Here is a 15,096-nt window from a genome sequence, read left to right as displayed (position 1 = left end):
AAAGGGGATAAAGAGAAATGAGTCGTAAAAATAGAGCTCCAAAGCGCGATGTATTGCCAGATCCGCTTTACAATTCACAACTAGTTACTCGTCTTATCAACCGCGTTATGCTTGATGGTAAACGTGGTACAGCAGCTTCAATCGTTTACGGTGCTTTTGAGCAAATCAAAGAAGCTACTGGAAATGACGCGCTTGAAGTATTTGAAACAGCAATGGAAAACATCATGCCTGTACTTGAAGTACGTGCACGTCGTGTTGGTGGATCTAACTACCAAGTCCCAGTTGAAGTTCGTCCAGAACGTCGTACAACACTTGGACTTCGTTGGTTGGTAACCATCGCTCGTCAACGTGGTGAGCACACAATGGTTGACCGCCTTGCTAAAGAAATCTTGGATGCTGCAAACAACACTGGTGCAGCTGTTAAGAAACGTGAAGACACTCACCGTATGGCTGAAGCTAACCGTGCCTTCGCACACTTCCGCTGGTAAGATCATGATGCTAGGAACGGTAAGGATGCAAGGTGAAAATAGGAAACTGACGCAGTATTCGACGAATACAAGGAAGTTTATCTTTTTCACACAGCATCCCGTTCCGGCTCAAATCGGCTAACTAACTTTAGCCCGAGTACAATTCAACTTACCATCTTGCAAGTTGAAACCAACCAAACAGGATAAACAATGAGAACGGGTAGGTCCTGCCTATCCGTTTTTGTTAAATCATGTTATAATAGTATAGAAATAAAAAATATAGGAGAACAAAACCTCATGGCACGCGAATTTTCACTTGAAAAAACTCGTAATATCGGTATCATGGCCCACGTCGATGCTGGTAAAACAACTACAACTGAGCGTATCCTTTACTACACTGGTAAGATTCACAAAATCGGTGAAACTCACGAAGGTGCGTCACAAATGGACTGGATGGAGCAAGAGCAAGAACGTGGTATCACTATCACATCTGCTGCGACAACCGCTCAATGGAAAGACACTCGTGTTAACATCATCGACACACCAGGACACGTGGACTTCACGATCGAAGTACAACGTTCACTCCGCGTTTTGGACGGTGCTGTAACGGTTCTTGACTCACAATCAGGTGTTGAGCCTCAAACAGAAACAGTTTGGCGTCAAGCGACTGAATACCGTGTTCCTCGTATCGTATTTGCGAACAAGATGGATAAAATCGGTGCTGACTTCCTTTACTCAGTAAGCACACTTCATGATCGTCTTCAAGCAAACGCACACCCAATTCAATTGCCAATCGGTTCAGAAGATGACTTCCGTGGAATCATCGACTTGATCAAGATGAAAGCTGAAATCTACACCAACGACCTTGGTACAGATATTCTTGAAGAAGATATCCCAGCTGAATACCTTGACCAAGCTCAAGAATACCGTGAAAAATTGGTTGAAGCAGTTGCTGAAACTGATGAAGACTTGATGATGAAATACCTTGAAGGTGAAGAAATCACTAACGAAGAATTGAAGGCTGCTATCCGTAAAGCAACTATCAATGTTGAATTCTTCCCAGTATTGTGTGGTTCTGCCTTCAAGAACAAAGGGGTTCAATTGATGTTGGATGCAGTCCTTGACTACCTTCCAAGCCCACTTGATATCCCTGCAATTAAGGGTGTAAACCCTGATACAGACGAAGAAGAAGAACGTCCAGCATCTGATGAAGAGCCATTCGCAGCTCTTGCCTTCAAGATCATGACTGACCCATTCGTAGGTCGTTTGACATTCTTCCGTGTTTACTCAGGTGTCTTGAACTCAGGTTCTTACGTATTGAACACATCTAAAGGTAAACGTGAACGTATTGGACGTATCCTTCAAATGCACGCCAACACTCGTATGGAAATCGAAACAGTTTACTCTGGAGATATCGCAGCTGCTGTTGGTTTGAAAGATACAACAACTGGTGACTCATTGACAGATGAAAAAGCGAAAATTATCCTTGAGTCAATCGAAGTTCCAGAACCAGTTATCCAATTGATGGTTGAGCCAAAATCTAAAGCAGACCAAGATAAGATGGGTATCGCCCTTCAAAAATTGGCTGAAGAAGATCCAACATTCCGCGTTGAAACAAACCCTGAAACTGGTGAAACAGTTATCTCTGGTATGGGTGAGTTGCACTTGGATGTCCTTGTTGACCGTATGAAACGTGAATTCAAGGTTGAAGCTAACGTTGGTGCTCCTCAAGTATCTTACCGTGAAACATTCCGCGCTTCTACACAAGCACGTGGATTCTTCAAACGTCAATCTGGTGGTAAAGGTCAGTTTGGTGATGTTTGGATCGAATTTACTCCAAACGAAGAAGGTAAAGGATTCGAGTTCGAAAATGCGATCGTCGGTGGTGTGGTTCCACGTGAATTCATCCCTGCAGTAGAAAAAGGACTTCAAGAATCTATGGCGAACGGTGTTCTTGCGGGTTACCCAATGGTTGACGTGAAAGCGAAGCTTTACGATGGTTCATACCACGATGTCGACTCATCTGAAACTGCCTTCAAGATCGCTGCATCTCTTGCTCTTAAAGAAGCAGCTAAATCAGCACAACCAGCTATCCTTGAACCAATGATGCTTGTAACCATCACAGTTCCTGAAGAAAACCTTGGGGATGTTATGGGTCACGTAACTGCTCGTCGTGGACGTGTAGACGGTATGGAAGCACACGGTGCAAGCCAAATCGTTCGTGCTTATGTACCACTTGCTGAAATGTTCGGTTACGCTACTGTCCTTCGTTCTGCAACTCAAGGACGTGGTACGTTCATGATGGTATTTGACCACTACGAAGATGTACCGAAATCAGTACAAGAAGAAATCATTAAAAAAGCTAAAGGTGAAGCATAATTTTACCGTCTAGCTAAAAGCTTTCCTCATAGGAGGAAAGCTTTTTTGATTCGAAAAGAGTTTAAGACCTCTTCCTCATAAGAGATAGTGAAAATGAATATGAAAGTTTGTGTAATATTTCTAATCCTAATGAAATCAGTTGCATTTTAGGGGAAGAAAGTATATAATAATATTGTTGAAAGATGATTTGTAACCTATCAAGTTACTCTTTTCACATAAAAAATTTTTTGATTTTCATAAGGAGGAAATCACGAATGGTAGTTAAAGTTGGTATTAACGGTTTCGGTCGTATCGGTCGTCTTGCTTTCCGTCGTATCCAAAACGTAGAAGGTGTTGAAGTTACTCGCATCAACGACCTTACAGATCCAGTTATGCTTGCACACTTGTTGAAATATGACACAACTCAAGGTCGTTTCGACGGTACTGTGGAAGTTAAAGAAGGTGGATTCGAAGTTAACGGTAAATTCGTTAAAGTTTCTGCTGAACGTGATCCAGAACAAATCGACTGGGCTAACGACGGTGTAGAAATCGTTCTTGAAGCAACTGGTTTCTTTGCTAAGAAAGAAGCTGCTGAAAAACACTTGCACCCAGGTGGAGCTAAGAAAGTTGTTATCACTGCTCCTGGTGGAAACGACGTTAAAACAATTGTATTTAACACTAACCATGACATTCTTGATGGTACTGAAACAGTTATCTCTGGTGCTTCATGTACTACAAACTGCTTGGCTCCAATGGCTAAAGCTCTTCAAGATAACTTCGGTGTTGTAGAAGGATTGATGACTACTATCCACGCTTACACTGGTGACCAAATGATCCTTGACGGACCACACCGTGGTGGTGACCTTCGTCGTGCTCGCGCTGGTGCAGCTAACATCGTTCCTAACTCAACTGGTGCTGCTAAAGCTATCGGTCTTGTAATCCCAGAATTGAACGGTAAATTGGACGGATCTGCACAACGCGTTCCAACTCCAACTGGATCAGTTACTGAATTGGTTGCAGTTCTTGAAAAGAACGTTACTGTTGATGAAGTAAATGCAGCTATGAAAGCAGCATCTAACGAATCATACGGTTACACAGAAGATCCAATCGTATCTTCAGATATCGTAGGTATGGCTTACGGTTCATTGTTTGACGCAACTCAAACTAAAGTTCTTGACGTTGACGGTAAACAATTGGTTAAAGTTGTTTCATGGTATGACAACGAAATGTCTTACACTGCACAACTTGTTCGTACTCTTGAATACTTCGCAAAAATTGCTAAATAATTCATCTGTATGATGAGAGGAGGGTAACCTCCTCTTTTTTTGTACTTTTTTTAGTTCCTCCTCACCTTATTATAGGATTTGCTAAAATGAATTGACAGACCTCTCTTTAAAGGGGTAAACTAAATCTGAGTGAAGATTTCCAATTCAAAAAATGTAAGCGATTGCACGCGAGTGAAGGAGGAGTGTTTTAGGAGATTGGAAATCAGTAAAATAAGATGGAGGTCAAGATGAAAGGTCATCAATTTGAAAAACAACAACGTTTTAGTATCCGAAAGTTTAGTGTGGGAGTATGTTCTGCATTGATTGGATTGGCATTTTTAGGAACGGGGGCAGTCTTAGCAGATGAGACGCATGCGACTAATGAACAACCCTTAGAAGCTTCCACAGCAAATACGGAAGATGTCAATCATTTGATCAGAGAAGCGGGAGTCTACACTGCAGATGCTGCTTTGCCAACTGCAGAAACAGCAAAACCAGTTGAGGTAGCAACTCCAGCAACTCCAGAATCAGGTCCTGCAAGTACAGAAGCTAGCCCGACGACGACAGATACTCCAGCCGTTTCAGCGACGGAACAACCAAAAGCAGTCGCAGAAAAAGTAGAAGATTTACCAACCAATGAAGAAAAACAATTAAGACCGAAAGAAGTTAAGTTCGATACCTGGGACGATCTCTTGAAGTGGGAACCAGGAAAACGAGTGGATGATGATTTGAACAGAGCAAGTGTCCACCTTGCTAGCCGTTTTCAAGGGAAGCAAATTAACGAGCAAGCCAACCCAGATGCAAAGATCCAAGCCCTTTCTAACATGAACTCAAAGGCTAAGGATCATGCTTCCGTCGGTGGGGAAGAGTTTAAGGCTTATGCTTTTGACTACTGGCAATATTTGGATTCTATGGTCTTTTGGGAAGGACTTGTCCCTTCAGCAGACGTGATTGATGCGGCTCACCGAAATGGGGTTCCCATCTACGGGACACTCTTCTACAACTGGTCTAGTAGCATCAAGGATCAAGAGCGCTTTGCAGAAACCTTGAAAGAAGATAGTGAAGGCTCAAAAACCTTCCCGATTGCTCGGAAATTGGTTGATCTAGCCAAGTACTATGGTTTCGATGGCTACTTTATCAACCAAGAAACAACAGGGAACTTAGTAGAGCCTTTGGGGCCAAAATTAAGAGATTTCCTTCTTTATACCAAGGAATATGCGAAGAGCGTCAACTATCCGATCAAGTATTCTTGGTATGATGCCATGACTTATGAATATGGTCGCTACCATGAAAATGCACTGGGTGAATACAACTACAATTTCATGCAGCCTGAAAATGGCGAAAATCCAGTTGATACCTTCTTTGCCAACTTTAACTGGGGCAAATCAGAAGTTGATTATTCGATTAGTACAGCCAAATGGATTAACCGCAATCCTTATGATGTTTTAGCGGGTCTCGAACTTCAAAAAGGAGGTTCTTATAAGACCAATGTCGACTGGAATGCGATTCTAGATGAGCATGGCAAGTTGCGTCTATCTCTTGGGCTTTATGCACCTGATACCATTACAGGTCTAGGAAAGACAGGAGAAGGTTACCATACCCATGAAGATCTATTCTGGACTGGTTTCCAAGGGGATCCAACCAAAGGAAAACCAGCAGACCAATCTTGGTACGGGATGTCCAATCTAGTAGTGGATAAAACTCCAATTACAAGTGCTGATTTCAATACGTCCTTTAATACAGGCCACGGCAAACATTGGTTTGTGGATGGCAAGATTTCTAAAGAAGGGGAGTGGAACTACCGTTCTGTATCTGGCTACCTTCCAACCTGGCGTTGGTGGGTAGAGCATAGTGAAGATAGTACGCCATTGAAAGGGCGCTATGATTTTGATCAAGCCTACAATGGAGGGAACTCTTTAACCTTTGAAGGGGATTTGAAAGCTAATAGCAGTCAAAATGTTATGCTCTATTCTACTAAGATTCCTGTGACAGAAACGACAAAATTAAGTGTGTCTCACAAGGGTGGGGTCGGAGCTGCTGCTTGGGTAGCTGTTGCCACAAAAGAAGACTACTCTGAATACGAATGGAAGGAATTGACACCGAGTGCGGATTGGTCTACTCAAACCTTTGATTTGGGAGGCTTGGCGGGTAAGACTATTTATGCCGTTAAGATGTTCTTTGATCATGATGCAGATGTCAAAGATTACAAGTTCAACCTCGGTCAATTGTCGATTACGTCCAACCAAGAAAAACCAGTAGCCCCATCTGAAGTGACTGTTCGGGCAAAACGCCTGCAAAATGCCCAGGAAGCGGAGGCTGTCCTTAATTTTAAAGGGGTTGCGGACGCAGATTATTATGAAGTCTATGAAAAAGACGGCGACAACTGGCGTCTCTTAACAGGGTCTTCTGCGACAACCGTCTATCTACCAAAAGTTAGCCGTTCAGCAAGTGCTGAAGGAACGACTCAGGACCTCAAGGTTGTGGCAGTTGGGAAGAACGGCCAACGTTCAGATGCAGGAACTGTGGCCTTTGATTGGGGTATGACCGTGTCAGATACCAGTCTTCCAAAAGCCCTTGCACCAAACGTGGTGATTGGAGCCAAAGTCATTGGTTCGAGCTTCCCAGATGCGGATGGTAGTGAAGGCATCGAAGGTATGTTAAATGGTACCATTACCAGTCTTTCAGATAAATGGTCTTCTGCTCAATTGAGCGGAACCGTCGATATTCGCTTGACACAACCACGGACCATTGTTCGTTGGGTCATGGACCATGCCGGTGCGGGTGGAGAATCTGTCGACGATGGCAAGATGAATACCCGTGACTTCGACCTTTACTACAAGGATGAAGCGGGTGAGTGGAAGCTCGCTAAGGAAGTTCGTGGCAATAAAGCCCATGTGTCCGACATTACACTCGACCATCCAATCAAGGCTCAAGAATGGCGTCTCCATGTCATTACGGCAGATAACGGAACCCCATGGCAAGCCATCCGGATTTACAACTGGAAGATGTATGAAAGTCTGGATACGGAAACGGTCAACATCCCGATGAAACATGCTGCAGCGCAAAACTTAGGCAATCATTTTGTCCAAGTCGGCTTCAAAGATGTACCGGCCAATACCACACTGACTCTTTATGCCGATAAAGAAGCGACTAGCCCAATTGCGACCATGACAGCCAATCAAGCTGGAAATCTGATCTTTAAACCACTGGCTTTTGAATCAACCCCATCTCTTCTCTACTATCGTGCACAAGAACCTGGTAAAGATATCAGTAATGTTCTAGCGATCGAAGTTCCAAAAAATGATAAAGAAATTGCGGGACTTCAATTTGAAGATGGTTTGACCAAGAAGGTTTACCGGGAAGGGGATGCTCTTTCCTTGAAAGGGGCGACTCTCCGTGTTCATTATAAAGATGGCCAAGCAGATCAACTGGTCAACCTCACCAACTCAGGTGTAGAGATTCATGGATTTGACAGTAGCAAGCTTGGAGAACAACACCTAGAAGTTTCTTACCTTGGTCAGAAATTGGATAAGACTCTCACTGTTTTTGTGGTCAGTGCAGAGGAAGCAGGTGAAAAAGCAGTTGCTGGTCTAGAATTGACCGACAAACCAAAAGTAGAATATATCGTCGGAGAAGCATTTGAAAAAGAAGGCGGACGCTTTACAGTTGTCTTTGATGATGAAACAACCGAAACGCACGCCTTGACCGATGAAGGTGTGGAAGTAACTGGATTTGATGCGAGCAAGGAAGGCCGTCAAACCATCACCGTCCATTACAAAGGAGCTAGCACAAGCTTTGATGTCCTCGTCAATCCAAAACCAGCTCTCAATGATGAATACCTCAAGCAAAAATTGGCTGAAGCTGAAGCTGCAAAAGCCAAAGTAGACTTTACATTTGCGACTCCTGAAGTTAAAGAAGCTTTGCTAGCAGGAATGGCTGCTTCTGAAAAAGTCTTGAAAGAGCATGATACCAGCACACAAGATCAAGTCAATGAGCAGTTGAACCAATTGACCGCTCTCTTGAAAGCTCTGGATGGACAAGCTAATCTAGTCGAAGAGAAAGACGCTCTTTCTGCTCTGACAGAGGAAGCGACTGCTCTATTAGCAAGCAAACCAAATCACCCTTCTGGAGACGCTTTGCAGGCACTGGTTGAGAAAAATAAAGAACTCCTAGACTCTTCAGAGCTCACTCCTGAAGCGCTTGCAACCGCAAAAACAGGTTTAGAAACCTTGATTGCGCTCCTGAAAGAAGATAAGCCGGCTGTCTTTGTAGACTCTGCGACTGGAGTCGAAGTTCAATTCTCTAACTTGGAGCCTACTGCTATTAAGGGACTAAAAGTCGCGAAAGTTGAAGCCAATCAGGCAGAAAAAGAAGAGCTGAAGGGACGAGAAGCGACTATCTTTGATATCGAAGGAGTCGATGCAAGTGGTCAGGATGTCGATACCCATCATCCATCCCTTGTGAAAATCCCTGTGGATAAGGATAAAGAAGTGGAGCAAGTCCTCTTCTTCCCAGAAGGTCAAGCACCTCAATCCTTAGCCTTTGAGCGAGAAGGAGATACCATTATCTTTACAGCTCCTCACTTTACCCACTATGCGATTGTCTATAAGGCAGCAAAAACGGAAGGACCGGATCAACCGACTCAACCAGAGGAGCCTACTAAACCGGATCAACCGATTCAACCAGAGGAGCCTACTAAACCGGATCAACCAGCGACACCAGATCAACCGGTTCAGCCGGAGAATCCAACAAAACCAGAACAACCGGATGGCAATCAACCGACACCAGAACAATTGAATCCGACGAAACCAACTGATCCATTGAATCAAAAGGAAAACGGACCAGATCTTTTGGATCAACGAGTTCAACAAGTTTTGAGTCGCTATTTAACACCATCTAAAGAAGGAACTTCTCAACAAGATCAAGCTAGCAAGAATACTGACAAGGAATTGCCAACAACGGCAAGTTCAGAGGCTACGTTTGCAGCAGAAGCTGTTCTCCTAGCAGCGCTTGGCGGATTCCTCTTGGCTGGCAAGAAGAAAGAAGAGTAACTTTTTAGGTGTTTTGATACTGACTGAAAAGGTCATGATGAATCGTAAACCTCCTTTGTTAAAAAACAAGGGAGGTTTTATGATGCTGATTCTAATAGAGGAGCATGGCTCCAGACTTGCTAATAAGAGGTAGAAATCCACTATTTTTCTACCTCTTTTACAGCTTTTGTGATATAATTATCATGTATTAAAAATAGAAGGAGTCATATCCAATGGCAAAATTGACTGTTAAAGACGTTGACTTGAAAGGGAAAAAAGTTCTCGTTCGTGTTGACTTCAACGTACCTGTAAAAGATGGCGTGATCACTAACGACAACCGTATCACTGCTGCTCTTCCAACAATCAAGTACATCCTTGAACAAGGTGGACGTGCAATCCTCTTCTCTCACCTTGGACGTGTGAAAGAAGAAGCAGACAAAGAAGGTAAATCACTTGCTCCTGTAGCGGCTGACTTGGCTGCTAAATTGGGTCAAGACGTTGCTTTCCTTCCAGGTGTTACTCGTGGTGCTGAATTGGAAGCAGCGATTAACGCTCTTGAAGATGGACAAGTTCTTTTGGTTGAAAACACTCGTTTCGAAGATGTTGACGGCAAGAAAGAATCTAAAAACGATCCTGAACTTGGTAAATACTGGGCATCACTTGGAGATGGTATCTTCGTAAACGATGCATTCGGTACAGCTCACCGTGCACACGCATCTAACGTTGGTATCTCAGCAAACGTTGAAAAAGCAGTTGCTGGATTCCTTCTTGAAAACGAAATTGCTTACATCCAAGAAGCAGTTGAAGCTCCAGAACGTCCATTCGTGGCGATCCTTGGTGGTTCAAAAGTTTCAGACAAGATCGGTGTGATCGAAAACTTGCTTGAAAAAGCTGATAAAGTTCTTATCGGTGGTGGTATGACTTACACATTCTACAAAGCACAAGGTATCGAAATCGGTAACTCACTTGTAGAAGAAGACAAATTGGATGTTGCGAAAGCTCTTCTTGAAAAAGCAAACGGCAAATTGATTTTGCCAGTTGACTCAAAAGAAGCTAATGCATTTGCTGACTACACTGAAGTGAAAGACACTGAAGGTGAAGCAGTAGACCCAGGATTCCTTGGTCTTGACATCGGTCCAAAATCTATCGCTAAATTTGATGAAGCATTGACTGGTGCGAAAACAGTTGTATGGAACGGACCTATGGGTGTATTTGAAAACCCTGACTTCCAAGCTGGTACAATCGGTGTAATGGACGCTATCGTTAAACAACCAGGCGTTAAATCAATCATCGGTGGTGGTGACTCAGCTGCCGCAGCGATCAACCTTGGACGTGCAGACAAATTCTCATGGATCTCTACTGGTGGTGGAGCATCAATGGAGCTTCTTGAAGGTAAAGTTCTTCCAGGACTTGCAGCCTTGACTGAAAAATAAGACGGTTCCTCATGAACCATAGAAGAAGCACCGAAAGGTGCTTCTTTTAGAATGCATACAAACTAATTTTTATATAAGTTAAGTGATTCTGTATCGAAATAAAATGAGATCTCATTTTTGAAATTAATCAAGAAAATACCGAAACTTTCCGCCGTGAGAAAAGTGCTAGAAACATGATTGTTTCTAGCACTCGGGAGTTTTGGAACCTTAGGTCCAAAACTAAGTCATGGAACTTCCTGGATTGCTGAAATCATCCACTGGATAATTTCACCTAACCTCCGTACTCACCTAAGGGAAGTTTTTAAGGTGACTTTGTAGAGTAGAAGGAAGCTAGTCGATCTTCATTTCCCCGCTTGAACCTTTCTAGAAATATGTTAGAATAAAAGAGATAGAAAGATAGGGGACAATGGATTACTTTAAACGACATAAATTTGACCGTTCCAAATTTCGATTAGGAATGCGAACCTTCAAAACAGGGATAGCCGTTTTTCTGGTTCTATTGATTTTTGGTATCTTTGGCTGGCGCGGCTTGCAGATTGGGGCGCTGACAGCTGTCTTTAGTTTGAGAGAAGATTTTGATAAGAGTGTTCACTTCGGAGCTTCGCGCGTGATGGGGAACAGCATCGGTGGTTTTTATGCCCTGCTGTTCTTTATGATCAAGATTCTTTTCCACAATGCTTTTTGGGTGACCCTGATTTTTGTGCCCATTGCGACCATGTTAACCATAATGACAAACGTCGCTATGAACAATAAAGCTGGAATCATCGGTGGTGTTTCAGCCATGCTCATAATCACCCTCTCCATTCCAACAGGAGAAACGTTCCTATATGTTTTTGCCCGCATCTTTGAAACCTTTATCGGTGTCTTCGTTGCGATTTTAGTCAATTCAGATGTGGATCGGATTCGGGACTTTATAAAAGAAAGAAGAAAAACCATGTGAGATTATGTGACATTTTAATCTTGACATCGGTTTTTTTTGCGTTATAATAGAATAGAAAGGGGGTCTTGTATGAAAGAAAAGGAATTAAGACGAACGTTAGCGGTCTTTCCGATTGGTAGTGTTATGAAATTGACAGATTTAACAGCTCGTCAAATTCGCTACTATGAAGATCAACAACTCATTACTCCAGATCGTACAGAGGGCAATCGTCGGATGTTTTCTCTCAACGATATGGATCGCCTGTTGGAGATTAAGGATTATTTGTCTGAAGGCCTTAATATTGCAGGGATTAAAAAACGGATTGCTGAGAAAGAAGCTCAACGTCAAGCTGCCAAGATTGTCAGTGAAAAGGATGTCCGCAAGGCCCTTCACCGTGACATTCTCCAGCAAAGCCGCTTTCATACGACCTCATCGCCATATGGTCAGTTACGCTGATCATTCTTTTTGCTTAATGCTATACTCATAAGGAGACACACATGTCAATTACTGTTGAAGATATTCGTCGCGAAGTCAAAGAAAAAAATGTAACCTTTATTCGGTTGATGTTCTCAGATATCTTAGGGACCATGAAAAACGTTGAAATTCCAGCGACAGATGAACAGTTGGAAAAGGTTCTCTCAAACAAGGCTATGTTTGATGGATCTTCTATTGAAGGGTTTGTTCGTATCAACGAATCAGATATGTACCTATACCCTGACTTGGACACTTGGACAGTCTTTCCTTGGGGAGATGAGAACGGCAGTGTCGCAGGATTGATCTGTGATGTCTATACAACAGAAGGGGAACCATTTGCAGGAGACCCACGTGGGAACCTCAAACGTGCTCTTCGTCACATGGAAGAAGTTGGCTTCAAATCTTTCAACCTTGGACCAGAGCCAGAATTCTTCCTCTTTAAGCTTGATGAAAATGGAGATCCAACTCTTGAGGTAAATGACAAGGGTGGTTACTTTGATTTGGCGCCTACAGACCTTGCTGATAACACTCGTCGTGAGATTGTTAACGTCTTGACCAAAATGGGATTTGAAGTAGAAGCCAGTCACCACGAAGTGGCCGTAGGTCAGCATGAAATTGACTTTAAGTACGATGAAGTGCTTCGTGCTTGTGACAAGATTCAAATCTTTAAACTCGTTGTCAAAACCATTGCTCGCAAACATGGTTTGTATGCAACCTTTATGGCTAAGCCAAAATTTGGGATCGCTGGTTCCGGGATGCACTGCAATATGTCCTTGTTTGATGCGGAAGGAAACAATGCCTTCTTTGATCCAAATGATCCAAAAGGAATGCAGTTGTCAGAAACAGCTTATCACTTCCTTGGCGGTTTGATCAAGCACGCCTACAACTACACAGCCATCATGAACCCAACAGTTAACTCTTACAAACGTTTGGTTCCAGGCTATGAAGCGCCTGTTTACATCGCTTGGGCTGGCCGCAATCGTTCACCGTTGGTCCGTGTACCAGCTTCACGCGGTATGGGAACACGCCTTGAGTTGCGCTCAGTAGACCCAATGGCCAACCCATATATTGCTATGGCTGTTCTTTTGGAAGTTGGTTTGCACGGTATTGAAAACAAAATCGAAGCACCAGCTCCTATCGAAGAAAACATCTACATCATGACTGCAGAAGAGCGTAAAGAAGCTGGAATCACTGACCTCCCATCTACCCTTCACAATGCTTTGAAAGCCTTGACCGAAGATGAAGTTGTTAAGGATGCTCTTGGTGAACATATCTATACCAGCTTCTTGGAAGCCAAACGGATCGAGTGGGCAAGTTATGCAACCTTTGTTTCACAATGGGAAATTGATAACTACTTGGACTTGTACTAAGCAAATTTATCCAAAAATGAGCTAGGTTTGATGACCTGGCTCATTTTTCATATAAAGAAAATGGATGGGACCGACCGGTCTCATCCATTCTTTTTACTTAATTTTCTTCATCTGGTGTCAAAATCATCGGGATGATGATAGGTTCACGTTCCGTGCTTTCGTAAAGGAAAGGACGAAGGGCGTTGACAATAGCACCGTGTACGGTTTGAATATTGGCATCCTTATTCTTCAAGGCGATTCGAATAGCATTGAAGAGGATGCGTTGACTTTCACGGATCAGGTCACCGGACTCTCTCATATAGATGAAGCCACGGCTGAGGATATCTGGTCCAGCTAAAATCATTTTCGACTTGAAGTCAACTGTCGCAACAGCTAGGACAACCCCATCTTCTGATAAATCTTTGCGGTCACGAAGGACAGCCGCTCCGATTTCTCCGATGCGATTTCCGTCGACATAGATATCTTGAGCATTGAAGCTTCCTGCGATACGAGCTGAGTTAGCCGTTAGGGCAAGAACATCTCCGTTGCTCATGATGAAGATGTTATCTTTTTCTACTCCACAATCACGCGCAAGTCCAGCGTGAATCTTCTGCATGCGGTACTCACCGTGGACAGGCATGAAGTATTTGGGTTTGATCAAGCGCAACATGAGCTTTTGTTCTTGTTGGCCACCGTGTCCAGAGGTATGGATGTTGTTGATCTTCCCGTGAATGACATCGACACCCGCTTCGGAAATCGTATTGATCAATTTATTCACACTAGTTGTATTCCCAGGAATTGGACTAGATGAGAAGATAACGGTATCACCCGGTTGCAATTGCACCTGGCGGTGGGTTCCATTAGCGATACGAGACAGTGCCGCCATAGGCTCCCCTTGGCTACCTGTACACATAATGAGGATTTCGTTTGCCGGGTAGTCTTTGATTTCACTTGGTTCAATAATCGTTCCAGGTGGTACCTTGATATAGCCAAGCTCAATTCCGTTGACAATAGCTTTTTCCATCGAGCGTCCAAAGACAACAATCTTGCGGCCAGTTTTAACAGCAGCATCTGCAGCCTGTTGGAGACGGAAGATGTTGGATGCAAAGGAAGCAAAGATGATGCGTCCATGAATGCCTTCAATAATCTTCATGATGGATTGGCCAACGACTTTTTCAGAGTTGGTAAAGGTTGGGACTTCCGCGTTGGTTGAGTCAGAAAGCAGACAGAGGACGCCTTCCTCTCCCAGTGCAGCCATCCGGTGAAGGTCGGCCGGCTCCCCTACAGGTGTGAAGTCAAATTTAAAGTCTCCCGTGCAGACGATTTTTCCTTGAGGCGTATGAAGAACGATCCCCAAAGGTTCTGGAATGGAGTGGGTTGTACGGAAGAAGGTCGCTTTAATATGCTTAAAGGTCAACTCCGTATTTTGGTTGATTTCATAGAGTTTGGCACCACGAAGGAGGCCATGCTCTTCCAATTTTCCACGAATAAGGGCTAGAGCCAAAGGTCCAGCATAGATTGGTACATTGGCTTGCTTCAAGAGGAAGGGAATTCCTCCGATATGGTCTTCGTGTCCGTGGGTAATCAAGATACCTTTGACACGGTCGATATTTTCAACGATATAGGAATAGTCAGGAATCACGTAATCAATCCCTAACAAATCATCTTCAGGGAACTTGATCCCAGCATCCACAATGATGATTTCGTCTTGGTATTCAATCCCATAGGTATTTTTACCGATTTCCCCGAGACCTCCAATGGCGAAAACACCAACTTCTTCAGGTTTTAAGGTATATGCCAT

Annotated in this window: 9 protein-coding genes; 8 read left to right on the top strand and 1 reads right to left on the bottom strand. The window is 43.5% G+C overall.

Annotated elements, in window-relative coordinates:
• Positions 1-17 precede the first annotated feature (17 nt).
• The 8 genes from rpsG to glnA all read left to right on the top strand — a co-directional run bounded on the left by rpsG (position 18) and on the right by glnA (position 13,316).
• A complete protein-coding gene (gene rpsG, locus LXO72_RS05385; RefSeq protein ID WP_003003105.1) occupies positions 18-488 on the top strand; it encodes a 30S ribosomal protein S7 in 471 nt (156 codons plus the stop codon).
• 276 nt (positions 489-764) lie between these two features.
• The gene (fusA, locus tag LXO72_RS05380; RefSeq protein WP_223357270.1) at positions 765-2,846 is read left to right on the top strand and encodes an elongation factor G; all 2,082 of its coding nucleotides are present in this window, start codon (positions 765-767) and stop codon (positions 2,844-2,846) included.
• Between the two features lie 254 nt (positions 2,847-3,100).
• Positions 3,101-4,111: a type I glyceraldehyde-3-phosphate dehydrogenase gene (gap, locus tag LXO72_RS05375; RefSeq protein WP_233331750.1), complete on the top strand. Its 1,011-nt coding sequence runs from the start codon at positions 3,101-3,103 to the stop codon at positions 4,109-4,111.
• 227 nt (positions 4,112-4,338) lie between these two features.
• Positions 4,339-9,141, top strand: a complete 4,803-nt coding sequence (locus LXO72_RS05370; protein ID WP_233331749.1) for an endo-beta-N-acetylglucosaminidase — start codon at positions 4,339-4,341, stop codon at positions 9,139-9,141.
• A gap of 212 nt (positions 9,142-9,353) precedes the next feature.
• Entirely contained in the window at positions 9,354-10,553 is a 1,200-nt protein-coding gene (locus LXO72_RS05365) for a phosphoglycerate kinase (protein WP_048715731.1), read from the top strand.
• 406 nt (positions 10,554-10,959) lie between these two features.
• Positions 10,960-11,493, top strand: a complete 534-nt coding sequence (locus LXO72_RS05360) for an FUSC family protein (RefSeq protein WP_006595533.1) — start codon at positions 10,960-10,962, stop codon at positions 11,491-11,493.
• Between the two features lie 69 nt (positions 11,494-11,562).
• Positions 11,563-11,928, top strand: coding sequence for a MerR family transcriptional regulator (locus LXO72_RS05355; protein ID WP_048715733.1), 366 nt, complete (start codon positions 11,563-11,565; stop codon positions 11,926-11,928).
• A 41-nt stretch (positions 11,929-11,969) separates the two neighbouring features.
• The gene (glnA, locus tag LXO72_RS05350) at positions 11,970-13,316 is read left to right on the top strand and encodes a type I glutamate--ammonia ligase (RefSeq protein WP_154857235.1); all 1,347 of its coding nucleotides are present in this window, start codon (positions 11,970-11,972) and stop codon (positions 13,314-13,316) included.
• Between the two features lie 97 nt (positions 13,317-13,413).
• Here the strand turns inward: glnA and rnjA are convergent, their stop codons facing one another.
• A complete protein-coding gene (gene rnjA, locus LXO72_RS05345) occupies positions 13,414-15,096 on the bottom strand; it encodes a ribonuclease J1 (protein ID WP_233331748.1) in 1,683 nt (560 codons plus the stop codon).

Origin of the sequence: Streptococcus sp. XMC (assembly GCF_021341835.1) — a bacterium.
Lineage (GTDB): Bacteria > Bacillota > Bacilli > Lactobacillales > Streptococcaceae > Streptococcus.
Note: the sequence above shows the minus strand (reverse complement) of the source record. Positions and strands in the feature narration are given on the sequence as shown.